25 protein-coding genes and 1 tRNA gene are annotated in these 23428 nt (G+C 44.0%); 23 read left to right on the plus strand and 3 right to left on the minus strand.

Features of this window, described 5'->3' with window-relative positions:
• Positions 1-81 precede the first annotated feature (81 nt).
• Positions 82-426 carry a DUF3397 family protein gene (locus P5Y91_RS04195; RefSeq protein WP_049498640.1) on the minus strand — a complete coding sequence of 115 codons (345 nt, stop codon included), beginning with the start codon at positions 424-426 and terminating at the stop codon, positions 82-84.
• A 160-nt stretch (positions 427-586) separates the two neighbouring features.
• Here P5Y91_RS04195 and rplK point away from each other — a divergent pair, with 160 nt between their 5' ends.
• From rplK to P5Y91_RS04230, 7 genes are all read left to right on the plus strand, one after another.
• Positions 587-1012 carry a 50S ribosomal protein L11 gene (gene rplK / locus P5Y91_RS04200; RefSeq protein ID WP_003005369.1) on the plus strand — a complete coding sequence of 142 codons (426 nt, stop codon included), beginning with the start codon at positions 587-589 and terminating at the stop codon, positions 1010-1012.
• A 97-nt stretch (positions 1013-1109) separates the two neighbouring features.
• Positions 1110-1799: a 50S ribosomal protein L1 gene (rplA, locus tag P5Y91_RS04205; RefSeq protein WP_003005355.1), complete on the plus strand. Its 690-nt coding sequence runs from the start codon at positions 1110-1112 to the stop codon at positions 1797-1799.
• A gap of 163 nt (positions 1800-1962) precedes the next feature.
• Complete coding sequence (gene pyrH, locus P5Y91_RS04210; protein ID WP_003005706.1) at positions 1963-2694, plus strand: UMP kinase; 732 nt, start codon at positions 1963-1965, stop codon at positions 2692-2694.
• Positions 2695-2713: 19 nt separating this feature from the next.
• Positions 2714-3271 (plus strand): ribosome recycling factor, encoded by a 558-nt coding sequence (gene frr, locus P5Y91_RS04215; RefSeq protein WP_003005165.1) that lies wholly within the window; start codon positions 2714-2716, stop codon positions 3269-3271.
• 99 nt (positions 3272-3370) lie between these two features.
• Positions 3371-4225: an RNA-binding virulence regulatory protein CvfB gene (gene cvfB / locus P5Y91_RS04220; RefSeq protein ID WP_049472906.1), complete on the plus strand. Its 855-nt coding sequence runs from the start codon at positions 3371-3373 to the stop codon at positions 4223-4225.
• 10 nt (positions 4226-4235) lie between these two features.
• Positions 4236-4451 carry a YozE family protein gene (locus P5Y91_RS04225; RefSeq protein WP_118396642.1) on the plus strand — a complete coding sequence of 72 codons (216 nt, stop codon included), beginning with the start codon at positions 4236-4238 and terminating at the stop codon, positions 4449-4451.
• Positions 4452-4530: 79 nt separating this feature from the next.
• Positions 4531-5523 (plus strand): PhoH family protein, encoded by a 993-nt coding sequence (locus tag P5Y91_RS04230; RefSeq protein ID WP_118396644.1) that lies wholly within the window; start codon positions 4531-4533, stop codon positions 5521-5523.
• Positions 5524-5831: 308 nt separating this feature from the next.
• On the opposite strand, the gene ald is transcribed toward P5Y91_RS04230, so the two are convergent.
• Positions 5832-6944: an alanine dehydrogenase gene (gene ald, locus P5Y91_RS04235; RefSeq protein ID WP_049498637.1), complete on the minus strand. Its 1113-nt coding sequence runs from the start codon at positions 6942-6944 to the stop codon at positions 5832-5834.
• 200 nt (positions 6945-7144) lie between these two features.
• Here ald and P5Y91_RS04240 point away from each other — a divergent pair, with 200 nt between their 5' ends.
• The 16 genes from P5Y91_RS04240 (at position 7145) to tehB (ending at position 22469) form a co-directional block, all read left to right on the plus strand.
• Positions 7145-7714, plus strand: a complete 570-nt coding sequence (locus P5Y91_RS04240) for a GNAT family N-acetyltransferase (RefSeq protein ID WP_118396646.1) — start codon at positions 7145-7147, stop codon at positions 7712-7714.
• Positions 7715-7764: 50 nt separating this feature from the next.
• A tRNA-Thr gene (locus P5Y91_RS04245) sits at positions 7765-7837 on the plus strand.
• Positions 7838-8230: 393 nt separating this feature from the next.
• A complete protein-coding gene (gene tetA(46), locus P5Y91_RS04250; RefSeq protein ID WP_118095433.1) occupies positions 8231-9955 on the plus strand; it encodes a tetracycline efflux ABC transporter Tet(46) subunit A in 1725 nt (574 codons plus the stop codon).
• Position 9956: 1 nt separating this feature from the next.
• Positions 9957-11693 (plus strand): tetracycline efflux ABC transporter Tet(46) subunit B, encoded by a 1737-nt coding sequence (gene tetB(46) / locus P5Y91_RS04255; RefSeq protein ID WP_118396648.1) that lies wholly within the window; start codon positions 9957-9959, stop codon positions 11691-11693.
• Between the two features lie 96 nt (positions 11694-11789).
• Positions 11790-12287: an rRNA maturation RNase YbeY gene (gene ybeY, locus P5Y91_RS04260; RefSeq protein WP_003005431.1), complete on the plus strand. Its 498-nt coding sequence runs from the start codon at positions 11790-11792 to the stop codon at positions 12285-12287.
• Positions 12268-12666 carry a diacylglycerol kinase family protein gene (locus P5Y91_RS04265; RefSeq protein ID WP_003008202.1) on the plus strand — a complete coding sequence of 133 codons (399 nt, stop codon included), beginning with the start codon at positions 12268-12270 and terminating at the stop codon, positions 12664-12666. Before ybeY ends, P5Y91_RS04265 begins: the two co-directional genes overlap by 20 nt.
• Before the next feature lie 29 nt (positions 12667-12695).
• Entirely contained in the window at positions 12696-13595 is a 900-nt protein-coding gene (era, locus tag P5Y91_RS04270; RefSeq protein WP_003004993.1) for a GTPase Era, read from the plus strand.
• Positions 13596-13641: 46 nt separating this feature from the next.
• On the plus strand, positions 13642-14466 hold the full coding sequence (gene mutM, locus P5Y91_RS04275; protein WP_118227935.1) for a DNA-formamidopyrimidine glycosylase: 825 nt from the start codon (positions 13642-13644) through the stop codon (positions 14464-14466).
• Positions 14467-15063, plus strand: coding sequence for a dephospho-CoA kinase (gene coaE, locus P5Y91_RS04280; protein ID WP_277839034.1), 597 nt, complete (start codon positions 14467-14469; stop codon positions 15061-15063).
• Positions 15064-15079: 16 nt separating this feature from the next.
• Positions 15080-16279: a multidrug efflux MFS transporter gene (locus P5Y91_RS04285; protein ID WP_277612641.1), complete on the plus strand. Its 1200-nt coding sequence runs from the start codon at positions 15080-15082 to the stop codon at positions 16277-16279.
• Entirely contained in the window at positions 16269-16418 is a 150-nt protein-coding gene (gene rpmG, locus P5Y91_RS04290; RefSeq protein ID WP_003005699.1) for a 50S ribosomal protein L33, read from the plus strand. The genes P5Y91_RS04285 and rpmG overlap by 11 nt, the downstream gene beginning before the upstream one ends.
• A gap of 41 nt (positions 16419-16459) precedes the next feature.
• Positions 16460-16693 (plus strand): preprotein translocase subunit SecG, encoded by a 234-nt coding sequence (gene secG / locus P5Y91_RS04295; RefSeq protein ID WP_003008189.1) that lies wholly within the window; start codon positions 16460-16462, stop codon positions 16691-16693.
• 96 nt (positions 16694-16789) lie between these two features.
• A complete protein-coding gene (gene rnr / locus P5Y91_RS04300) occupies positions 16790-19150 on the plus strand; it encodes a ribonuclease R (protein WP_277839035.1) in 2361 nt (786 codons plus the stop codon).
• On the plus strand, positions 19113-19580 hold the full coding sequence (gene smpB, locus P5Y91_RS04305) for an SsrA-binding protein SmpB (RefSeq protein ID WP_003005443.1): 468 nt from the start codon (positions 19113-19115) through the stop codon (positions 19578-19580). Before rnr ends, smpB begins: the two co-directional genes overlap by 38 nt.
• A 175-nt stretch (positions 19581-19755) precedes the next feature.
• A complete protein-coding gene (locus P5Y91_RS04310; RefSeq protein ID WP_118227939.1) occupies positions 19756-21489 on the plus strand; it encodes a C69 family dipeptidase in 1734 nt (577 codons plus the stop codon).
• Between the two features lie 119 nt (positions 21490-21608).
• Positions 21609-22469: an SAM-dependent methyltransferase TehB gene (gene tehB, locus P5Y91_RS04315; protein WP_277839036.1), complete on the plus strand. Its 861-nt coding sequence runs from the start codon at positions 21609-21611 to the stop codon at positions 22467-22469.
• Positions 22470-22597: 128 nt separating this feature from the next.
• Here tehB and P5Y91_RS04320 read toward each other — a convergent pair whose 3' ends face one another.
• On the minus strand, positions 22598-23140 hold the full coding sequence (locus P5Y91_RS04320; RefSeq protein ID WP_227223606.1) for a TetR/AcrR family transcriptional regulator: 543 nt from the start codon (positions 23138-23140) through the stop codon (positions 22598-22600).
• Between the last annotated feature and the right edge of the window lie 288 nt (positions 23141-23428).

Below are 23428 nucleotides of genomic sequence, written 5' to 3' on the forward strand. Positions count from 1 at the left end.
GAGCCCACTCAACCACTGCGTCTTGCTCGACAATCCAAAAATAATTGAGAGGCTAGGACTTTTGTCCCAGCCTCTTTGCCATTAGATAAACAAACTAGCGGTTAGGATCAGATAGAGCAAGAAGGTGATCAGAAACCCAGCGCGCCAGAAGTATTTGATAAATTTCGGATAATAAAAACTCTTTTTCTTTTTTAAGAAATAAACCGTTAGCCCCAAGGCCAAAAGCGAAAGGCTCAAGGCTAATAGTGGTAAGAGACTGTGGTAAAAAGCGCTGTCTGAGATCAGGTAGTACTCCAAGGCAAATAAAGGAAAGGCAATATCGGTGGATCGCCATCCTCTTTTTTGGAGTTTAAAGAGGTGAACAATGATGCCGCTCAGAATCAGCGTTAAAAAAATAAATAATACAGAAGCAACTTTGATTAACATAGCTTCATTCTATCATAAAACGAAAAAAAAGTTTACTATATTTTAATTTTTTCTTGCAAAAAAAGAGAAATCGTGTATAATAGAAAGGTATGCACAAAGCATACTTGTGGGAGGTAAAAATCTGTAATTACCGCCAAAACCACAAAGGAGGATTTAAGAAATGGCTAAAAAAGTCGAAAAACTTGTAAAATTGCAAATCCCTGCTGGTAAAGCTACTCCAGCTCCACCGGTTGGTCCAGCGCTTGGTCAAGCAGGTATCAACATCATGGGATTCACTAAAGAGTTTAACGCTCGTACAGCTGATCAAGCTGGTATGATCATCCCAGTTGTTATCACTGTTTATGAAGACAAATCATTCGATTTCGTTACAAAAACACCACCAGCTGCTGTTCTTTTGAAAAAAGCTGCAGGTGTTGAAAAAGGTTCAGGTACACCGAACAAAACAAAAGTTGCAACTGTAACTCGTGCACAAGTACAACAAATCGCTGAAACTAAGATGCCAGATTTGAACGCTGCAAACATTGAGTCTGCAATGCGTATGATCGAAGGTACTGCTCGTTCTATGGGATTCACTGTTACTGACTAATTGTAACAATCCTATTTGCCCGCAATACACTTGATCAAATGACGAGTGACGTGGGAGATGAAAATCGATATGACCACATTACAAGGAGAAAGATAAAATGGCTAAAAAAAGCAAACAACTTCGTGCTGCTCTTGAAAAAATCGACAGCACAAAAGTCTACAGCGTAGAAGAAGCTGTAGCTCTTGCAAAAGAAACTAACTTTGCAAAATTTGACGCAACTGTAGAAGTTGCATACAACTTGAACATCGACGTGAAAAAAGCTGACCAACAAATCCGTGGTGCAATGGTATTGCCAAACGGAACTGGTAAAACAGCTCGCGTACTTGTATTTGCACGTGGTGCAAAAGCTGAAGAAGCAAAAGCTGCTGGTGCAGACTTCGTAGGTGAAGATGACCTTGTTGCGAAAATCAACGATGGTTGGTTGGACTTCGATGTAGTTATCGCTACACCTGACATGATGGCTCTTGTTGGACGTCTTGGACGTGTCCTTGGGCCACGTAACTTGATGCCAAACCCTAAAACTGGTACAGTAACAATGGATGTTGCGAAAGCAGTTGAAGAGTCTAAAGGTGGTAAAATCACTTACCGTGCTGATAAAGCAGGTATCGTTCAAGCGATCATCGGTAAAGTTTCATTCGATGATACTAAATTGGTTGAAAACTTTAAAGCTTTCAACGACACAATCCAAAAAGCAAAACCAGCTACAGCTAAAGGTACTTACGTAACTAGCTTGACTTTGACTACAACTCAAGGTCCTGGTATCAAAGTGGACGTTAACTCACTTTAATTGAAATGAAAAGCTGCCTTCGGGTAGCTTTTTTTGTACGCCATTTTTATTTGCTACAGTTGGTAAAACTAATCGGATGGAAAAAAGAAAATTTTAATGGATATGACTATATAAAAAACGTAATTTATGGTAAAATAATACAGATCAAAAAAGGAGAGAGAAAATGGTAGAACCTAAGTATAAACGTATCTTAATCAAGCTATCTGGTGAAGCCCTTGCTGGCGAACGTGGTGTCGGAATCGATATCAAAACTGTCCAAAATATGGCTCAAGAAATCAAGGAAGTTCACGAACTTGGAATTGAAATTGCCTTGGTGATTGGAGGGGGAAACCTTTGGCGTGGAGAACCTGCTGCAGAAGCAGGGATGGATCGTGTCCAAGCAGACTACACAGGGATGCTTGGGACTGTCATGAACGCCCTTGTGATGGCTGATTCGCTTCAACAAGTTGGCGTGGATACCCGTGTTCAAACTGCGATTGCTATGCAACAAGTTGCAGAACCATATATCCGTGGTCGTGCCCTTCGTCACCTTGAAAAAGATCGGATCGTGATCTTTGGTGCAGGGATCGGTTCTCCTTACTTCTCAACAGATACGACCGCAGCCCTTCGTGCAGCTGAGATTGAAGCAGATGCCATTCTCATGGCTAAAAATGGGGTCGATGGTGTTTACAATGCCGATCCGAAAAAAGATGCTTCAGCTGTGAAATTTGAGGAATTGACTCACCGCGATGTGATCAATAAAGGTCTTCGCATCATGGACTCAACAGCCTCTACTCTCTCCATGGACAACGACATTGATTTGGTTGTCTTTAATATGAATGAACCAGGCAATATCAAACGCGTTGTCTTTGGTGAAAATATCGGTACAACCGTATCAAATAACGTAGAAAAATAATAGAAAATAGAGGAAGATTATGGCAAACCCAATCGTAGAAAAAGCAAAAGAAAGAATGACTCAGTCTCACCAAAGTTTGGGACGTGAATTTGGTAGCATCCGCGCTGGACGTGCAAATGCAAGTCTTTTGGATCGTATTTTTGTAGAATACTACGGAGTAGAAACACCATTGAACCAATTGGCATCTATCACGATTCCAGAAGCGCGTGTCTTGTTGATCACACCATTTGATAAATCATCTTTGAAAGACATCGAGCACAGCATCAATGCTTCTGACCTTGGAATCACTCCAGCCAACGATGGATCTGTTATCCGCTTGGTCATCCCAGCTTTGACAGAAGAAACTCGTCGTGACTTAGCAAAAGAAGTGAAAAAAGTTGGTGAAAATGCTAAAGTAGCGATCCGTAACATCCGTCGTGATGCTATGGATGAAGCGAAGAAACAAGAAAAAGCAAAAGAAATCACAGAAGATGAATTGAAAGGTCTTGAAAAAGAGATCCAAAAAGTTACGGATGATGCTGTTAAGCATGTAGATGAAATGACAGCTCACAAAGAAAAAGAATTGATGGAAGTTTAATCCATCCCAACCATTACAGGAAAGAAAGACTCAGTTGGCACTGCTGGCTGGGTTTTATTTCCATTATTCTTGTGAAGAGGCAAGAGGAAAGAAGGAAACATGAATACGAATCTAGCAAGTTACATCATGGGAATGGTCATTGATGAAAATGATCACTTCTATTTTGTTCAAAAAGATGGCCAGACCTACGCGCTTGACAAGGCTGAAGGCCCGCATCAAGTTGGAGAAAGTGTCAAGGGCTTTGCCTATACAGATATGAAGCAAAAGCTCCGACTCACGACACTTGAAGTCACTGCAACTCAAGAAAGCTTTGGCTGGGGAACGGTCACGGAAGTTCGCAAGGATTTGGGAGTCTTCGTGGATACAGGGCTTCCAGATAAGCAGATTGTTGTCTCATTAGATATCCTACCGGAGATTAAAGATCTATGGCCTAAAAAGGGCGATCGTCTCTATATTCGCTTAGAAGTCGATAAGAAAGATCGGATTTGGGGGATCTTAGCCTACCAGGAAGATTTCCAGCGTTTGGCTCGTCCAGCCTACAACAATATGCAAAACCAAAACTGGCCAGCCATTGTCTACCGCTTGAAATTGTCTGGAACCTTTGTTTACCTTCCAGAGAACAATATGCTGGGCTTTATCCACCCAAGTGAGCGCTATGCAGAACCTCGTTTGGGAGAGGTCGTAAATGCTCGCGTCATCGGTTTTCGTGAGGTGGATCGGACCTTGAATCTATCTTTGAAGCCACGCTCCTTTGAGATGTTGGAAAACGATGCACAAATGATTTTAACCTATTTGGAAGCCAATGGAGGCTTTATGACCTTGAATGATAAGTCATCTCCAGAAGAGATCAAGGCGACTTTTGGGATTTCAAAAGGCCAGTTCAAAAAGGCTTTGGGTGGCTTGATGAAGGCCAAAAAAATCAAGCAAGACCAGTTTGGAACAGAGTTAATCTAAGAGGAGGCTTATGCGAAAATCGTTTTATACTTGGCTGATGACGGAGCGCAATCCTAAAAGCAATGCTCCTAAAGCCATTCTAGCAGATCTTGCATTTCATGAGTCTGCTTTTCCCAAGCATACAGATGACTTCGACGAGGTCAGTCGCTTTCTAGAAGAGCATGCGAGCTTTTCCTTTAATCTTGGCGATTTTGATGCGATTTGGGAAGAATACCAAGCCCACTAGAAAAGGACAGGTCGAGGATGGTTTTTTCTCGGCCTCTTTGTTATAATAATAGAAAAACACAGGTAGAGAGGTTCTTTATTTGCAAGAACATTCAGTTGAAATTACATTAACGCATCCAGACGATCTCTTTCATTTGTTTGGATCTAACGAACGCCATCTCCGTTTGATGGAGCAAGAATTTGGGGTAACTATTCATGCCCGGACAGAAATCGTCCAAATCATTGGGGAAGAAGAAAACTGCGAGCAGGTTCGTCAAGTCATCCAGGCTCTTTTGGTCCTCGTTAACCGTGGTATGACCATTGGTACGCCAGATGTGGTGACCGCCATTACCATGGTGAGAAATGGGGAATTGGATAAGTTCATCGCTCTCTATGAAGAAGAGATTATTAAGGATAGTTACGGCAAGCCCATTCGGGTTAAAACGCTTGGTCAAAAGATCTATGTCGATAGTGTCAAGAACCATGATGTCACTTTTGGGATTGGACCAGCGGGGACTGGGAAAACCTTCCTAGCAGTGACTTTGGCCGTGACTGCCCTCAAGCGTGGTCAGGTCAAGCGGATCATTTTGACCCGTCCTGCTGTAGAAGCTGGAGAGAGCCTTGGTTTCCTACCAGGGGATCTCAAAGAAAAAGTGGACCCTTATCTACGACCGGTCTATGATGCTCTTTACCAGATTTTAGGGAAAGACCAAACCACTCGGATGATGGAGCGGGAGATTATCGAGATTGCGCCTTTGGCTTATATGCGGGGGCGGACCTTGGACGATGCCTTTGTCATCCTCGATGAAGCGCAAAATACCACCATCATGCAGATGAAGATGTTTTTGACCCGTCTTGGTTTTAATTCCAAGATGATTGTCAATGGGGATACCAGCCAGATTGACCTTCCTCGAAATGTTAAATCCGGCTTGATTGATGCCCAGGAGAAATTGAAGAACATTTCTCAAATTGACTTTGTGCATTTCTCTGCCAAGGATGTCGTTCGTCATCCAGTAGTAGCAGAGATTATCCGGGCCTACGAGCCCATTCCGAATCCAGTCCTCAAAGAAGAACCGGATGTGGAAGAAGAATAAAAGAAAAGGCAAAGATCATCGGATCTTTGCCTTAAATTGACGATAAAATCATCTTCTAACCTTTCCTTAGGTGAGAACGGACGTCAGCGAACTTCGTAGAAGTTCCATGACTAATTATTGAGCCTAAGGTCTCAATAATTCCGAGTGCCTGAAACTAAATTGTTTCAGGCACTTTTCTCACGGCGGAAAGTCTCTGAAAATGATTTAAAAAATTCAAAACAACTTGTTTTTTCCAAAACATTTTTAATTAGTTCATATGAAAAAAATAAGTTGTTTGTTTTTTTCGATGGTGATTCTTTTATGATAGTTTAAACCAATTCATCGATTGGTGTGAAGTCGCGCTCTAAACCAGTAGCAACAGGTTGGCTTGTGATGTGACCTTGGTAAGTGGTGACCCCTTGGCGCAGGCCTTCGTCGAGGGCGATGGCCTTGTGGAAGCCATTGTCAGCTAGGGATTCGACATAAGGAAGGGTAACATTGGTAAGGGCGATAGTAGAGGTACGAGCGACAGCCCCTGGGATATTGGCAACAGCATAGTGGAGCACACCATGTTTTTCGTAAACTGGCTCCGTATGCGTTGTGACACGGTCTGCTGTTTCAATAACCCCACCTTGGTCAACGGCCACATCGACGATGACTGAACCGGGACGCATCTGTTTAACCATATCGTCTGTCACTAATTTAGGAGCTTTAGCACCAGGAATCAAGACAGCACCGATGACAACATCGGCATCACGGACGCTGGCCTCAATGTTAAATGGATTGGACATAAGGGTTTGGATTTGGTGACCAAAGACATCTTCCAGAACAGCCAAACGTTTAGCACTGATATCTAAGATGGTCACTTGGGCACCAAGTCCAAGGGCGATACGAGCCGCGTGGGTTCCAACGACACCGCCACCGATGATGGTGACTTTTCCTTTGGGAACACCTGGTACCCCACCTAGGAGGACTCCTGATCCACCTTCTTGTTTGGTCAGGAAGTGAGCACCGATTTGCACGGCCATCCGTCCAGCAACCTCACTCATTGGCACCAAGAGTGGTAATTGTCCATCTAAGTCTCGAACGGTTTCGTAGGCTACACCAGTTGTCTTGGCTGCAACCATGGCATCTGCTAATTCAGGAGCAGCAGCCATGTGCAAGTAGGTGAAGAGCAAGAGGTCTTCACGAAGGAAGCCATATTCTTCAGCGAGGGGTTCTTTGACTTTGACCACCATCTCAGCGGCCCAAGCTTCTGTAGCAGTCGCAACGATGGTTGCCCCTTGCTTCGTGTAATCTTCATCCGCAAAGCCAGAACCAAGTCCAGCATTTGTTTCCACCAAAACTTGATGTCCTTTCTTGACCAAGCTTTGTACGCCTGCAGGAGTCAAACCGACCCGATTTTCGTTGTTTTTAATTTCTTTAGGAATTCCAATGAGCATTCTTGCCTCCTTGCTCAGATTTAGGTGTAAAAAGGCCATTGGTGTGAGATGGCTCTCTTGACTCAATGACCTTTTCACTCCTTATCTGATTGTTTTGATTGATTTAATTGTATAGAAAAGTGGGTTAAAAAGCAAGAAAAATTTGAGCTTGCCTTCCTTTAGGTTATTTGCTAAACTAATCCCTAAAGAAGGAGTGTCAAATGGAAAATTTATATGTGAAGTTAGCGGCTTATCGTGAAGTGGAGACAGAGCGTTTGCACTTGCGTCCGGTCACTCTTGATGATGCACCAGCTATGTTTGAGTATGCTTCTGATGAGACAGTTACGCGCTATACCTTTGCAACCAATCATAGTCTTGAAGAGACGCGTAATAATATTGCCCTCTTTTACCTAGCGAGCCCACTTGGAAAATGGGGGATCGAGCTCAAAGAAAATGAAAAATTTATAGGGACGATTGATTTACTGGATTTGGATCTTTGTCTGAAGAAGGGGAGTATCGGCTATGTTCTGAATAAAGACTATTGGAACCAGGGTCTTGCGACAGAGGCTACCAAGGCAGTCATTGCCTTGGCTTTTGAACAGTTAGGGATGAACAAGCTAATTGCTGTTCATGATCAGGACAACCCAGCTTCTGGACGGGTGATGGCCAAATCAGGGATGAAATATTCTCACGAGGAGCCCTACGCGATGCTAGACCTGCATGAAGAAGGGAGAATGGTGACAAGAGTTCATTATGTCCTCACTAAGGAAGAATATTTGTCAGAAAAATGAGTCAGGATATTGACAAAAGGCCTATCTCCATGATATAGTAGATAGGTACTGCTGGTTTAGCTCAGTCGGTAGAGCGCATCCATGGTAAGGATGAGGTCGCCGGTTCAATCCCGGCAACTAGCATATCAGAAGAGAGAAGCTTAGAGAAGATCTAGGCTTCTTTTTTTGCGAGTCCATCTTTAAAAGTCCGGTTTTTTCAACAATTTTCAAAAAAACGTTGACAAGCAAGGAAATCCGTGGTAAAGTTAGAACAACAAAGAGAAAGGAGAAAACCATCATGAACAAAGTAGATGTTTTGATGACACAATTGAATACACAGCTTCTCCAATCTCAGTTGAGTTCGATGTAAACTATAAATGGAACCCAAGATGGAGGAGTTTGTCTTGGGTTTTTTGTATGCATTTTTACCTGCCTTAACTGAATTGGTGATAGGCATCAGAAGGCCCAAGTGTGGACTGAGCACGTACTCAGCTCCTTGCTTGGGTTTTTTCTGTGCCATTTTGAAAAGGAGAATATATGATCAGAGCTATTTGGGAGTATATCAGGGAGCGCAAGTGGCGATATGTGAAGATCGCTATGGTCCTGATTCTTTATGATTACACCTTATTGATCCCGACGCAAGTTATCCAGCGTTTAGTGGATCATTTGAGTCAGCAGACGCTGACGCAATCCAACTTTGTATGGGATATGGTCCTCTTGGTGGGATCAGCCATCCTCAATTACCTGACGGCTTTTTATTGGCAGTTGCGACTCTTTCAGTCGTCAGTCCATTTCAAGGCGACCCTTCAGGGACAAGCGTTTCGTAAGCTAGTAGCTATGCGGCGTCCCTTTTTTGAGAAATTTCGCTCAGGGGACCTCTTGACGCGCTTTACGACGGATGTGGATGGCATGGCCGATATGGCTGGTTACGGGATGATGGTGCTCCTGTTTGGCGGTGGCTTGTTTGCCTTTATTATTCCGACCATGTTTTTCATTTCTTGGCAATTAACCTTGATTTCCTTTATTCCCATGATCTTCCTCGTCGTCTCTACCTATTTTTTGAGTAGAAAGCAGGAGGAGTATGTTGAGCAAAACCGGGAAGCGGTCGCTCAGTTGAATGATGAAGTCTTGGAGTCGATCGAAGGAATTCGGGTCATGCGGGCCTATAGTAGACGGGACCAGCAGGTCAAACAGTTTCAGAAAAAAACGGCCAGTCTATCCAAAACGGGGGATAAAATTGCCTCTATCCAGTATTCTTTTGGACCTTTAGCCCTGTTGTTTATTGGATTCTCGACAGTCTTGCTCCTGCTATTTGGAGGCCAGTCCCTGGCAAGCGGGCAATTGAGTCTTGGGAAATTATTGGCTTTACAGCTGTATTTGGTCTTTTTAATTGAGCCTATGTGGATGATGGCGGACTTGATCTTGGTCTACCAGACAGGGCAAATGTCCTATAAAAAATTAAAAGAAGTGATTGATGAAACGGATGATCTGGAGCCAGATGGTTCTCACTACCTAGAGCAGATTGATTTGGTGCAGTTTAAGGACTATTCTTTCAGCTATCCTGGTGCTGAGCGAAAGAGCCTATCAGGCATTGATTGGACTATCCAGCGAGGACAGACGGTTGGAATTGTTGGTCGTACCGGAGCAGGAAAGACAAGCTTGGTTCGACAATTCTTGCGGCAGTACCCAGTTGGTGAGGGAGAATTCTTGGTCAACCAGCAACCGATCGTGGACTACAACCGACACTCCATCGAAGAAAAAATTGGCTATGTTTCCCAAGAACATATTTTATTCTCCAAGTCTATCCGTGAGAATATAGCGTTTGGTAAAAAAGGAGCCAGCCAAGAAGACTTGGTGGAAGCAGTAGCCCAAGCTGCTTTTGCGGATGATCTCGAGCGGATGTCTCATGGAATGGACACCCTGATCGGTGAGAAAGGGGTCTCTGTGTCAGGAGGTCAAAAACAACGGATCTCTCTGGCGCGTGCATTCTTAAGAGATGCTGAGCTCTTGCTGTTAGATGATTCCCTTTCGGCGGTGGATGCGAAGACCGAACAGGCCATTATTGACACGATTCAAAAGGAACGAAAAGACAAGACGACCATCATTGTTTCCCATCGTTTGTCGGCTGTTCATCAGGCGGATTGGATCATCGTCTTGGATCAAGGGCAGATTGTAGAAGAAGGCAGGGCTAGTGATTTATTGGCTCAAGAGGGCTGGTATTATGAACAATACCAACGGCAACAAAAACAGGAAGGAGAATAAGATGAAAGTTTTGAAACGATTATTATCTAGGATCACGCTTTATCCAACTGTCTTTCTTGCTGGCTTTATTTGCCTCTTACTAGCCACCATTTTTTCTGAATTGTCTCCCTTTCTTCTCCAAAAGATGATCGATGGGCCTTTGACTGCGCTGACCCACGGTGGAGGGCAAGGGGACTTGCTTCAGATGGGAGGATTCTATCTCTTGGTCTTGAGCATCGGACAGCTAATTAGCTACCTAGGGAATCGGATCTTGCTACACGGAAGCAATCAAGTGACGGCTAACCTAAGAGACCAAGCCTTTCAAGTCATGCAAGGGTTGCCTATTTCTTATTTTGATGATAAGCCGGCTGGGAAGATCGCGACAAGAATTGTCAATGATACGGAGACCTTGCGGACCCAGTTTTATAACTCTTGTATGATTTTAGTCATCTACTTGGTGCGTTTCCTCTTTATCCTAGGGATTCTCTTTTACCTGAGTCCTATGATGGGCCTTCTCTTGTGTTTGGTCTTTCCGATTTTCTATGGGATCCAGTATCTCTACAAGGTCATGACGGACCAGCCTATGAAGGATTTCTTTGATGCGCGAAGCGAGGTCAATACCCAGGTCAATGAACTCTTGCATGGTGCCAGTATGATTCAGCTCTATCATCAAGAGCCTGGTGTGGTGGAGGAGTTTGAAGCCACTACCCAGAAGATGTTAGGAGCTAATGATAGAATCCTCCTGGCTGATTCTATCGCTTCTTGGACCTTGACGGAATTGCTCAAGTTTTTAGTGATTGCGGGCATTTTGACCATCGCTGGGATTTCTTTCCTACAAGGCAATATCGGTGTGACGGCTGGTTTCTTATTTATCAATATTAACTATGTGATTAATCTATTTGATCTCATGGCCAATCTTAGTCGTCAATTCCCAAATATTCGGCGATCCTTAGAAACGGGGAGCCGCGTCCTTGCTTTCTTAGACCAACCTTTGGAGGCCGATGGTGTATCGGAACTGAAGATAGAAAAAGCTCAAGTCGTGTTTGACGACGTTCAATTTGCCTATGAAGAAGGCAAGCCAGTTCTGCGGAATATTGCCTTTCAGGCTAGTCCAGGTCAAACCATCGCTCTGGTGGGCCATACTGGATCGGGTAAGTCTTCGATTATGAACCTGCTCTATCGTTTTTATGATCCTCAAGAAGGAGCGATTTTGATCGATGGTCAAGATATTCGCCAAGTTTCTCGTGAGAGCCTGCGAAGCCACATGGGGATTGTTCTGCAGGATCCTTATCTATTTACAGGGACCATTGCTAGTAATGTGGCCATGAGTCAGGATCACATTGATCGGGAGGCAGTCCAAGAAGCCTTGAAAAAAGTCGGGGCTTGGCCCTTTGTAGAGCGCCTTGAAAAGGGAATCGACCATCCAGTCGTAGAAAAAGGATCCGCCTTTTCAAGTGGCGAACGCCAATTGATTTCCTTTGCGCGGACGCTCTATATGAATCCGCAAATTCTGATTTTGGATGAGGCAACCTCTCACATCGATACGGAAACAGAAGAAATCATCCAGAAGGCTATGGCAGTCCTGCAAAAGGGACGGACCACCTTTATCATTGCCCATCGCTTGTCCACTATCCAAGATGCGGATCAGATCTTAGTCTTATCTGAAGGACGCATTGTGGAGCGTGGTAGACACGAGGAACTAGTCGCACAAGGCGGGATCTATGCCCAGATGAATGCCATCCAGCAAACAGTGGTGTAAGATTGTCCTGCAAAGAAAAAGATTGAAAACCAGCCTGTATCTAGTATATAGGCTGGTTTTATGCTATAATGAGGTGATAATAGTGAGGTGATCCAGATGTATATTGAAATGGTAGATGAGACTGGTCAAGTCTCTGACGAAATCTTAAAACAAACGCAAGAAATTTTAGAATTTGCTGCTCAAAAAATTGGGAAAGAAGACAAGGAAATGGCTGTGACTTTTGTAACCAATGAACGCAGTCATGAACTAAATCTTGAATACCGTGATACGGATCGCCCGACGGATGTCATCAGTTTAGAATACAAGCCAGAGATGGAGATTTCTTTTGACGAGGAAGACCTTGCAGAAAATCCAGAATTGGCAGAGATGATGGCTGAATTCGATACCTATATTGGGGAGCTCTTTATTTCAATTGACAAGGCGCGTGAGCAAGCCGAAGAATATGGCCACAGCTTTGAGCGCGAAATGGGATTTTTAGCAGTGCATGGTTTTCTTCACATCAATGGCTATGATCACTATACGCCGGAAGAAGAAAAGGAAATGTTTGGCTTACAGGAAGAGATTTTGACAGCCTATGGACTCACAAGACAATAAGAGAAAATGGAAAAATCGGGACTTCACTTCAAGCCTGGAGTTTGCGATAACAGGAATTTTCACGGCGATCAAAGAAGAGCGCAATATGCGCAAGCATGCCTTATCAGCCCTTGTTGCAATTCTTGCTGGTTTGGTATTTAGGATTTCTGCGACAGAATGGCTCTTTTTATTGCTCAGCATCACCTTGGTGATTGCTTTTGAAATTATGAATTCAGCCATTGAAAATGTGGTGGATTTAGCTAGTAACTACCATTTCTCCATGTTGGCAAAGAATGCCAAAGACATGGCGGCTGGAGCAGTCCTTGTCGTATCAGGTTTTGCCCTACTAACAGGACTGGTGATTTTTGTGCCCAAATTCTGGGCCTTGGTATTTGGATAAGAGGGAGTATGCCCTCGTGAAAGGATAATATGACATTTAAATCAGGTTTTGTAGCCATTTTAGGACGTCCCAATGTTGGGAAGTCAACTTTTTTGAACCACGTCATGGGGCAAAAAATTGCCATCATGAGTGACAAAGCGCAGACAACGCGCAATAAGATTATGGGGATTTATACGACGGATAAGGAACAGATCGTCTTTATCGATACCCCAGGGATTCACAAACCCAAGACAGCGCTTGGAGACTTCATGGTGGAGTCGGCCTATAGCACCCTTCGAGAAGTCGATACCGTTCTCTTTATGGTCCCAGCAGATGAACCGCGTGGGAAGGGCGATGACATGATTATCGAACGCCTCAAGGCTGCTAAGGTGCCGGTTATTCTTGTGGTCAATAAGATCGACAAGGTGCACCCAGACCAACTCTTGGCGCAAATCGATGACTTCCGTAGTCAGATGGATTTCAAGGAAATCGTGCCGATTTCAGCCCTTCAAGGAAACAATGTTTCGCGTTTGATTGATATTTTAAGTGAAAACTTAGAAGAAGGTTTCCAATATTTCCCTGCCGATCAAATCACCGATCACCCAGAGCGCTTCTTGGTCTCTGAAATGATCCGTGAAAAGGTTTTGCATTTAACGCGGGAAGAAATTCCCCACTCTGTGGCAGTAGTAGTGGATTCTATGAAGCGGGATGAAGAGACCGATAAGGTCCATATCCGTGCAACCATCATGGTCGAGCGCGATAGCCAAAAAGGCATTGTCATCGGAAAAGGCGGGGCTATGCTTAAGAAGATCGGAACCCTTGCGCGTAAGGATATCGAACTCATGCTAGGGGACAAGGTCTTCTTAGAAACCTGGGTGAAGGTCAAGAAAAATTGGCGGGATAAGAAATTGGATCTTGCCGATTTCGGATACAACGAAAAAGAATATTAAGAAGAGGTGGGCAGAAGGCCTGCTTCTTGTTTTTGAAAGGAGTTCTATGCCTGAATTACCAGAAGTAGAGACGGTTCGACGCGGTCTTGAGAAATTAATTCTTGGAAAAACCATCCAGTCCGTGGAAGTAAAGTATCCAAAGATGATTCAGACGGATCTGGATGCTTTTCGTCAAGATCTCCCAGGTCAAGAAATTCGGGTCCTAGGACGCCGTGGGAAATATCTCTTGTTTTATCTGACGGATCTGGTACTCATCTCGCATTTGCGAATGGAAGGTAAGTATTTCTTTTATCCAGACGAGGTTCCTCTTCGCAAGCATGCCCATGTCTTCTTTCATTTTACAGATGGTAGCACTCTGGTCTATGAAGATGTCCGCAAGTTTGGGACCATGGAAGTCCTCACACCTGAGCTTGTCGACAGCTATTTTTTGGCGAAAAAAATTGGTCCAGAGCCGACGGAAGTGGATTTTAAAGAACCAGCCTTTCAAGCAGCTCTTAAAAAATCAAAGAAACCCATTAAATCAGCTCTTTTAGACCAAAAATTAGTGGCTGGTCTGGGCAATATCTATGTGGATGAGGTCCTTTATCGAGCCAAGGTTCATCCAGCTCGTTTGAGTCAAAGCTTGACTGCTAGAGAAGCCAAAGCCGTTCGCAAAGAAACGATTGCCGTGCTTGCTCAGGCTGTTGAAAAGGGTGGTTCCACCATTCGCTCCTACAGCAATGCTTTTGGTGAGGATGGCACCATGCAGGAAGAACACCAGGTCTATGGGAAAACAGGCCAGCCTTGTTTGCGCTGCGGGACTCCGATTGAGAAAATCCAGCTGGGGGGACGCGGAACCCATTTTTGCCCCCACTGTCAAAAGGAGAACTAGATGGCAAGAATCATCGGATTAACAGGAGGGATTGCTTCAGGAAAGTCCACTGTCACCTCCTATTTGAAAGAAAAAGGATATCCTGTCATTGATGCTGATCAAGTGGTCCGTGAGTTACAGGTTCCAGGGGGAGCCCTCTACCGTGTCTTAGTGGATCATTTTGGTAAAGAGATCCTTACAAAAGAAGGAGAGCTGGATCGCGTCGCTTTGGGTCAGCGGATCTTTTCAGACCCTAGTGAAAGAGACTGGTCCAATCGCGTCCAAGGCAGACTTATTCGAGAGGCTCTAGCTGAGGTAAGAGATAGACAAGCTACACAATCCGATCTCTTTTTTATGGATATTCCACTCTTAATCGAGCAAGGCTATGAAGAGTGGTTTGAATCTGTCTGGTTGGTAGCTGTCTCAAAAGAAACCCAGCTCAAACGCCTGATGGAACGCAACCACTTATCAGAACTGCAGGCCCAAGAACGCATTGCGTCTCAAATGCCGCTAGATGAAAAAAGCGCCCATGCAGATCTGGTCTTAGACAATAATGACGATCTAACGGCCCTCTATGCCCAATTAGATGCAGCCCTACAACAATTAGAAAGAAGATGATCTTATCACAAGAGAAATCAATTGGCGTAAAAATCTATATATTGCCTGGATCGGCTGCTTTTTCATCGGAGCCAGCCTTTCTTTAGTCGTTCCTTTTATGGCCCTCTTTGTGGAAGAGTTGGGTGTTACGGGCAAGGCTGTTCCCCTTTATGCTGGCATAGCCGTTGCGAGTTCTTCTGTGACCTCTGCGATCATGTCTCCCATCTGGGGGAGCTTAGCCGACCGCTATGGTCGAAAACCCATGATGCTTAGAGCCTCCATTGCCATGACACTGACCATGGGAGGCATTGCCTTTGTACCATCCGTCTTTTGGCTCTTGGTCCTACGCTTGCTCAATGGGGTCTTTTCAGGCTTTGTCCCCAATAGTACAGCCCTGATTGCCAGTCAAGTTCCAAAGGACCAATCTGGCTACGCTCTAGGGACTTTATCGACTGGTGTCGTGGCTGGAACCTTGATGGGGCCTTTGATTGGGGGACTCATTGCTGAAAATCTAGGCATGCGCAATGTCTTTCTCTTGGTCGGCTTCTTCTTATTTTTGGTTTCCCTCTTAACCTTCTGGGGCATTGAGGAAGACTATGAGCCCCTTCCAAAAGAAGAACAAAAATCCAGTTGGGAGTTGCTCATGTCCATTCAGCAAAAAGATATCCTCTTGGGACTCTTTTTGACCAGCATGACCATTCAAATGATCGCCCAATCTATTTCTCCGATCCTGCCTCTTTATGTGCGAGCTTTGGGACAAAGAGATAACCTGATCTTTGTATCGGGGATGATTGTTTCAGCTATGGGAGTCTCTAGTATGCTCTTTTCAGGTTGGATGGGAAAACTCGGAGACCGAATCGGGAATCACCGGCTCTTATTAATCGCCCTTCTCTATAGTGGCTGTCTCTATATCCTTTGTGCCCAAGCGCAATCACCCCTTCAATTAGGGATTTTACGCTTCCTCTTTGGGATCGGGACAGGAGCCCTACTACCTGGAGTTTCTGCATTATTGAATCGTTTAACCCCTCCTGAAGGGATTTCTCGGATCTTTAGCTACAACCAGCTCTTTTATTACTTAGGTGGTGTATTAGGGCCAATGATGGGGTCGAGTATTTTCATGCATTTTGGCTATCATTGGGTATTTTACGGTACAGCCCTTTTGGCTTTTACCGATTTGATGTTCCTCTTATTCTTATTTAGAAAGTATTTGAAAGTGAGAGACGTACGTGCGAATTAAAGTTCAATTGACCTGCACCAGCTGTGGGAGTCAGAATTATTTGACCAGTAAAAATACCAAAACCCATCCTGAAAAGATCGAGGTCTTGAAGTATTGTCCCAAGGAAAGAAAAGTAACCTTACATATTGAATCAAAATGATTTTCATGGTATAATAGTGAAGATTTTAAGGAGTTTTGAATATGAGCGGAGCATTAACAACTATTTTACTAGTATTATCAGTATTGATTATTATCGCAATTTTTATGCAACCAACAAAAAACCAATCGAGCAACGTCTTTGACGCAAGCTCAAATGACTTGTTTGAACGTTCAAAAGCGCGCGGGTTTGAAGCCGTGATGCAGCGTTTAACAGCTATTATGATCTTCTTTTGGTTATTGATCGCGATGATCTTAATGGTACTTTCTAGTAGATAAGATAGGCTCAGACAATGTCTTTGCCTATTTTTATTTTGTAAAACAAAGACACAAGTGGATAGAAAAAAGGAGGCTGGATAACCAGCAAATAAATCAATGAAAACAAGTATTAAAGAATATTTACAAGAGCATGACAAGGCCCAGATCAATGATCTGGCAGCAGCTCTAGGAAAGGAAGGGTCTAAGGATTTCCGTGACTTGGTCAAAACCATCTCTCTGATGGAACGCCGTCATGAGTTGAAATTCGAAGATGATAGCTCTCTTCGTTTGGCTCAAAAGAAGGCCCCAGCTATTACCCTCAAGGGGATCTTTCATGCGCATAAGAATGGCTTTGGCTTTGTCAGTTTAGAAGGCGAAGAAGAGGACCTCTTTGTTGGCCGAAATGATGTCAACCACGCTATCGATGGTGACACCGTTGAGATCGTCATTACCAAGGTGGCAGACCGAAACAAGGGAACGGCAGCAGAAGCTAAGATTATTGATGTCTTGGAGCATAGCATTAAAACGGTAGTTGGACAAATTGTCCTGGATGAGGAAAAGCCTAAATATGCCGGCTACATTCGTTCGAAAAATCAAAAGATCAGCCAGCTGATCTATGTGAAGAAGCCAGCCATCCAATTGGAAGGGACCGAAATCCTCAAGGTCGAAATTGATCAATACCCGAGCCGCAAGCACAATTATTTTGTGGCGACTGTGCGGGATGTGGTTGGTCATGTAACAGATCCAGGAATCGATGTCTTGGAAGTGTTAGAATCCATGGACATTGTCTCAGAATTTCCAGAAGAAGTGCTGAAAGAGGCTGAGAATGTTCCAGATGCACTGTCTGCAAAGGATTTAGAGGGACGCTTGGATCTGCGAGAGGAGATCACCTTTACCATCGACGGAGCAGATGCCAAGGACTTGGACGATGCGGTCCATATCAAGCTACTCAAGAACGGTAACTTTGAGCTGGGTGTTCACATTGCAGATGTCTCTTATTACGTTCAGGAAGGTTCAGCACTCGACAAGGAAGCTCTAAATCGGGCGACCTCTGTCTATGTGACCGACCGAGTAGTACCCATGTTACCAGAGCGTCTCTCCAATGGGATCTGTTCTTTAAATCCAAATGTGGACCGCCTGACCCAGTCTGCCATCATGGAGATTGATCCTCATGGCAAGGTCGTCAAGCACACCATTACCCAAACAGTGATCAATACGACCTTCCGAATGACCTATAGTGACGTCAATGATATCTTAGCAGGCGACGAAGAAAAGGCTCAAGAGTTTAAGAAAATTGTCCCAAGTATTCATCAAATGGCCACCCTGCATGGTATTCTAGAAAGCATGCGGATTCGCCGAGGAGCCCTCAATTTTGATACCAATGAGGCTAAAATCCTAGTCAATAAAGAAGGAAAACCGGTCGACATTGTCCTCCGTCAAAGAGGAATTGCGGAGCGGATGATTGAGTCCTTTATGCTGATTGCTAATGAGACAGTGGCGGAGCACTTTACACGAATGAAACTGCCATTCATCTACCGGATCCACGAAGATCCAAAGGCAGAAAAAGTACAGAAGTTTATCGATTATGCTTCTAGCTTTGGGATCCAGATCTACGGAACGGCTAGTGACATGAGCCAAGAAGCCCTGCAAGAAATTATGCGCAAGGTTGAAGGAGAACCTTATGCAGATGTCCTTTCGATGATGTTGTTGCGCTCGATGCAACAGGCCCGTTACTCAGAGCACAACCATGGCCACTATGGGCTTGCTGCGGAGTATTATACCCATTTTACTAGTCCCATCCGCCGGTATCCGGACTTGATGGTTCATCGAATGGTGCGCGAATACGGTAAATCCCAAGAAGTGGCAGAACACTTTGAACAAGTCCTTCCAGACATTGCCAGCCAATCCTCTAGTCGAGAGCGCCGGGCTATTGACGCCGAGCGCGAAGTAGAGGCTATGAAGAAGGCAGAATACATGGAAGACTATGTTGGGGAAGAGTACGATGCTGTGGTTTCCAGTGTGGTGAAATTTGGCCTCTTTGTGGAGTTGCCAAATACGGTTGAAGGCTTGATCCATATTACCAATCTCCCTGAATTCTACCATTTTAATGAACGGGATCTAACCCTTCGCGGAGAAAAATCAGGAGTGACCTTCCGTGTCGGTCAGCAAATCCGGATCAAGGTAGAAAGAGCCGACAAGATGACAGGAGAGATTGATTTCTCTTATATTCCAAGTGAATGGGATGTCGTCGAAAAAGGTCTCAAGTCTAAAGGACGTGACCGAGATGGCAATCGTAGAGATCGCAGACGCAAGGACAAAAAAGTTTCTAAGGGATCAACCGCTAGAAAAGATGACAAGCGGAAAGATTCTTCCTCTAAATCCAAAAAGAAAAAAGGGAAGAAACCATTTTACAAGGAAGTAGCAAAGAAAGGAGCCAAACATGGCAAAGGGCGAAGGAAAGGTAGTCGCGCAAAATAAAAAGGCGAGACATGACTACACCATCGTGGATACGATTGAAGCAGGGATGGTGCTGACGGGGACAGAGATCAAAAGTGTCCGTGCGGCACGCATTAACTTGAAAGATGGCTTTGCACAAGTAAAAAATGGCGAAGTTTGGCTTAGCAATGTCCACATTGCCCCTTATGAGGAAGGCAATATCTGGAACCAAGACCCAGACCGTCGTCGCAAGCTCCTTCTTCATAAAAAGCAAATCCAAAAGCTGGACCAAGACACCAAAGGGACCGGAATGACCTTGGTGCCTTTGAAGGTCTATCTCAAGGACGGCTATGCCAAATTGCTTTTGGGACTCGCTAAAGGGAAACATGATTATGACAAGCGTGAATCCATCAAGCGTCGGGAACAAAACCGGGACATCGCACGGGTCATGAAACAATACAATACACGTTAAAGAAAAAGACAGTTTTGAAACTTGTTTCAGATCTGTCTTTTTTATGCTTTCTGCTTGTAATCGCTTGCAAAACAATTGCTTATATTATATACTAAAATTAGGGTGTTGGTATAGTTGCTTTTCTTAGGCTTGAAAGTTTTTCTAGCCTCTTTTGTAGTCAATAAGGAGAAAGACTATGAAGAAAATCCTATTCAAACTACTGTTTGGCCTCATGCTGATCGCTCTCTTCCCTGTGCAGGTTGCACAAGCCTGTTCCGCCTTCATTGTGGGAAAGGACTTAACCACGGATGGCTCTATGCTTTACGGTCGTACAGAGGACTATCCCTATGCACCAGATGGCGGGCGCCACAATCAAAACTTTGTTGTAGTTCCAGCAAAGGACTACAAGGAAGGGGATAAGATCGAAGATGAGTCCAATGGCTTTACCTATCCTCATTTGAGCCATGAAATGAAGTACACAGCGACCTATGATGCTGCGCGTGGTGATGGTAGCAACGGGAACTTCGGAGCTCATGGTTTTAATGAAGTGGGCGTGTCGATGACAGCGACGGTATCAGCGACTCCGCATGACAAGATTTTGAAAGCCGACCCTTTGGTCAAAGATGGCCTACCAGAAGCTTCCATGATCGACTTGGTCTTGCCTCGTGCAAAAACTGCTCGAGAAGGAATCGAAATCGTTGCCAAGACTCTGGATGAAAAAGGTTCTGCTGAAGGGAATATTATTGTCGTAGCAGATAAAAATGAGCTCTGGTACATGGAAATCCTCTCAGGTCACCAATATGTGGCTATTAAATTCCCACAAGACCGCTATGCTATTTTTGCCAATACCTACTATCTGGGACATGTCGATCTCAAGGACAAGGACAATGTCATTGCTTCAAAAGATGTAGAAGCAGTAGCTAAGAAAGCCGATCATTACAAGACGGATAAGGATGGCAAATTCCATATTGCGGATTCTTATGGTCCGGACGAATACACCGAACGCAACCGCTCACGGACCTATGCAGGGATTACCCTGATGGATCCAAAGGCAGATGTCAAATATGATGATCAACACTTTGATCTGCTTCGTAAACCAACGGATCCTTCTAAGAAGTATAGTCTAGAAGATGTTTTTGCCGAACAACGGAACCGTTTTGAACACCTCAAACAATTTACAGCAGATGACTTGGCCGAACCAGGTAAAAAAGTTGATACCAAGAAATACAAGTATGCTCTAGGAAATGAAAACGTCATTGATGCCCATGTCTATCAAATCAAGAAAGACTTACCAAGTCCATTTGGTGGAATCGTTTGGTTGGGTCTTGCCCAAAGTCGCAATACCCCATATGTCCCATTCTATGGCTTAGTCAATGACACCTACGGTGCCTTTAAAGTCCGCTCTGCTAAGTACGATCCAACTTCATGGTATTGGGCTGTTTGGCACATCGACCAAATGGTCATGAAATATCCAGACCTCTTTGGCACCAGTATCCAAGATAAATGGAAAAAAATGGAAGCCGGCTGGATCAAGGAACAAGCTGCTTTGGATCAAAAATATAGTGGTCTCACAGATGACCAAGCCAAAGCTCTTCAAGGTGAAGTCACCAAGGAATCCATGGATCGAGCAGATGTAATCTTCAAACAAATCAAGGCTACTGAAAAGGAAATGGAAGATAAGATTCGTGAAGAAAAGGGCTTGGAAGCTGACTTTGTCTACGATGGCTATAACAAAGCGAATTTAATGGCTGCTGCTGAAAAAGACAGTTCAGACAAGAAGCCAGAAACTTGTCAGGAAGCACTTGGGGATACCCCTAAAAAGGCTAGCCAGACCCAAGATTCAAGTGTGGTCTTCTCAGTCCTTCTTGGAGTATTGGCCGTTTGTGGATTTAGTTTAGCTGGATTCTTTTATAAGAAATCAAAAAAATAAAGAGGATGATGAGATCCTAACAAGGAGGTTCTGCTAGAAAGCGGAGCCTCTTTTTCCAACTTGTAAAAAGGAGCTTTTTTCTGTATGATAAGGGTAGTGAAAGAAAAAGGAGAAGCAGCATGACACAAAAATTGATTGCTTACAAGCGCATGCCTATCTGGACCAAGGATACCATGCCAGAAGCTCTTCAAAGAAAGCACAATACCAAGGTCGGAACCTGGGGAAAGATTACAGTTTTAAAGGGTCAGTTACGATTTATTGAATTGACTGAAGAGGGGGAAGAAATCGCGAGCCACCTCTTTGAAGCAGGAGCAGAGAACCCCATGGCCGAGCCTCAGGCCTGGCATCGTGTGGAAGCGGCGACAGACGATGTGGAGTGGTACCTAGAATTTTACTGTGAGCCAAAAGACTATTTCCCCAAAAAATACAACACCAATCCTGTCCATTCAGAAGTGCTAGAAGCAGTGGGAATTGTCCCCGCTGGAAAGGCATTGGATCTAGGATGCGGGCAAGGCCGCAACGCCCTCTTTTTGGCCCAACATGGCTTTGACGTGACAGCTGTAGATCAAAATGAACTGGCTCTTGAGATTTTACAAAGTATTGTCGCTGAGGAAGATCTAGAGATGCCAGTGGGCCTTTATGATATTAATGCTGCAGCTCTTACCCAAAACTATGACTTTATCGTATCAACTGTGGTCCTCATGTTTTTAGACGCTGATCGGATTCCAGCGATTATCCGCAATATGCAAGAGCATACCAATCCAGGTGGCTACAATCTCATTGTCTGTGCCATGGATACGGAAGATTATCCTTGCCAGATGCCTTTCTCGTTCACCTTCAAAGAAGGAGAATTGGCGGAGTATTACAAGGATTGGGAATTGGTCAAGTACAATGAAAATCCAGGCCATCTCCATCGGCGAGATGAGAATGGCCATCGGATTCAACTTCGATTTGCAACCATGTTGGCAAAGAAAAAATAAAGAAAAAGCAGGATCCTAGCATCCTGCTTTTTTGCTTTCTACAAACAAGTTGAACAAGGTGATCTACATTTTGTTCATTTGCCAAAAAGAAAAACCTTCTCCATAAAGGAAGGAAAAGGTTGGGGAATTTAGTTCCAGTTAGCAAAGTTGCAGACGCTGAGAATAATCGTCCCGATTTCGATTGGCTCTTCTTTCGCACCGGATTCTAACCAGGTCACAATCACAGATTCAATCGTAGCGATGAAAATTTCTAGACCATACTTGTATGGAACTTGAAAGTCTGAAATGATGTGTTCTTCAGCATGGGGAGTATCGTCTAATGCATGGAGGGTAAAACTTCTTATTAGTTTACGGAAGTCTGAGCAGCAGGATTGGGACAATGCATAAATAAAATCATAATTTTCTTTAATAGCAGTCAACACATTAAGAAAGTTCACCTTTACAGGGCTTCCTTCAACGAAGAGGCTATCCAATTCTTGCATCATGTCCATTTTCATTTGCTCAAACATGTCGTATTTATCGACATAGTGCAAGTAGAAGGTCCCGCGGTTAATCCCAGCGGTTTCAGTTAATTGTCGAATAGTGATGCTTTCAAAAGGTTGTTGCAAGAGGAGTTTTGAGAGCGCATTTCGTAAGTCTGACTTGGTTGTTGTTTGTCTTTGGCGTACCATATGTTCCTTTCTGTAGTTGTATCAATCTGTTTCTATTTATTTGACGTTAAAATAATTTATATGTTAAATAATTTTACGACACTAACAAAGAGCATTATACTCCAAAAGAATAAATTAGACAACAATTCTCATTTTTGTACAGATAACGAAAAGTGTACAAAAATTTCACAAGTTTATGAATGACGGGCACTGGCAAGATTTTGTGAAAATCTCACAACAATTAGTGATTTAAAATAATTCCCTCCTAAAAAAATGGTCAGGAAATTTTTAGGAAAAGGAGGAGCAAGA

Origin of the sequence: Streptococcus taoyuanensis (genome assembly GCF_029589235.1) — a bacterium.
GTDB classification, from domain to species: Bacteria; Bacillota; Bacilli; order Lactobacillales; family Streptococcaceae; genus Streptococcus; species Streptococcus taoyuanensis.

Excerpts from the sequence above, each read along its gene's own strand:
- P5Y91_RS04195 (WP_049498640.1), bottom strand. The coding sequence starts at position 426 with ATGTTAATCAAAGTTGCTTCTGTATTATTTATTTTTTTAACGCTGATT.
- rplK (WP_003005369.1), top strand. The coding sequence starts at position 587 with ATGGCTAAAAAAGTCGAAAAACTTGTAAAATTGCAAATCCCTGCTGGT.
- rplA (WP_003005355.1), top strand. The coding sequence starts at position 1,110 with ATGGCTAAAAAAAGCAAACAACTTCGTGCTGCTCTTGAAAAAATCGAC.
- pyrH (WP_003005706.1), top strand. The coding sequence starts at position 1,963 with ATGGTAGAACCTAAGTATAAACGTATCTTAATCAAGCTATCTGGTGAA.
- frr (WP_003005165.1), top strand. The coding sequence starts at position 2,714 with ATGGCAAACCCAATCGTAGAAAAAGCAAAAGAAAGAATGACTCAGTCT.
- cvfB (WP_049472906.1), top strand. The coding sequence starts at position 3,371 with ATGAATACGAATCTAGCAAGTTACATCATGGGAATGGTCATTGATGAA.
- P5Y91_RS04225 (WP_118396642.1), top strand. The coding sequence starts at position 4,236 with ATGCGAAAATCGTTTTATACTTGGCTGATGACGGAGCGCAATCCTAAA.
- ald (WP_049498637.1), bottom strand. The coding sequence starts at position 6,944 with ATGCTCATTGGAATTCCTAAAGAAATTAAAAACAACGAAAATCGGGTC.
- P5Y91_RS04240 (WP_118396646.1), top strand. The coding sequence starts at position 7,145 with ATGGAAAATTTATATGTGAAGTTAGCGGCTTATCGTGAAGTGGAGACA.
- ybeY (WP_003005431.1), top strand. The coding sequence starts at position 11,790 with ATGTATATTGAAATGGTAGATGAGACTGGTCAAGTCTCTGACGAAATC.
- P5Y91_RS04265 (WP_003008202.1), top strand. The coding sequence starts at position 12,268 with ATGGACTCACAAGACAATAAGAGAAAATGGAAAAATCGGGACTTCACT.
- era (WP_003004993.1), top strand. The coding sequence starts at position 12,696 with ATGACATTTAAATCAGGTTTTGTAGCCATTTTAGGACGTCCCAATGTT.
- mutM (WP_118227935.1), top strand. The coding sequence starts at position 13,642 with ATGCCTGAATTACCAGAAGTAGAGACGGTTCGACGCGGTCTTGAGAAA.
- coaE (WP_277839034.1), top strand. The coding sequence starts at position 14,467 with ATGGCAAGAATCATCGGATTAACAGGAGGGATTGCTTCAGGAAAGTCC.
- secG (WP_003008189.1), top strand. The coding sequence starts at position 16,460 with ATGAGCGGAGCATTAACAACTATTTTACTAGTATTATCAGTATTGATT.
- rnr (WP_277839035.1), top strand. The coding sequence starts at position 16,790 with ATGAAAACAAGTATTAAAGAATATTTACAAGAGCATGACAAGGCCCAG.
- smpB (WP_003005443.1), top strand. The coding sequence starts at position 19,113 with ATGGCAAAGGGCGAAGGAAAGGTAGTCGCGCAAAATAAAAAGGCGAGA.
- P5Y91_RS04310 (WP_118227939.1), top strand. The coding sequence starts at position 19,756 with ATGAAGAAAATCCTATTCAAACTACTGTTTGGCCTCATGCTGATCGCT.
- tehB (WP_277839036.1), top strand. The coding sequence starts at position 21,609 with ATGACACAAAAATTGATTGCTTACAAGCGCATGCCTATCTGGACCAAG.
- P5Y91_RS04320 (WP_227223606.1), bottom strand. The coding sequence starts at position 23,140 with ATGGTACGCCAAAGACAAACAACAACCAAGTCAGACTTACGAAATGCG.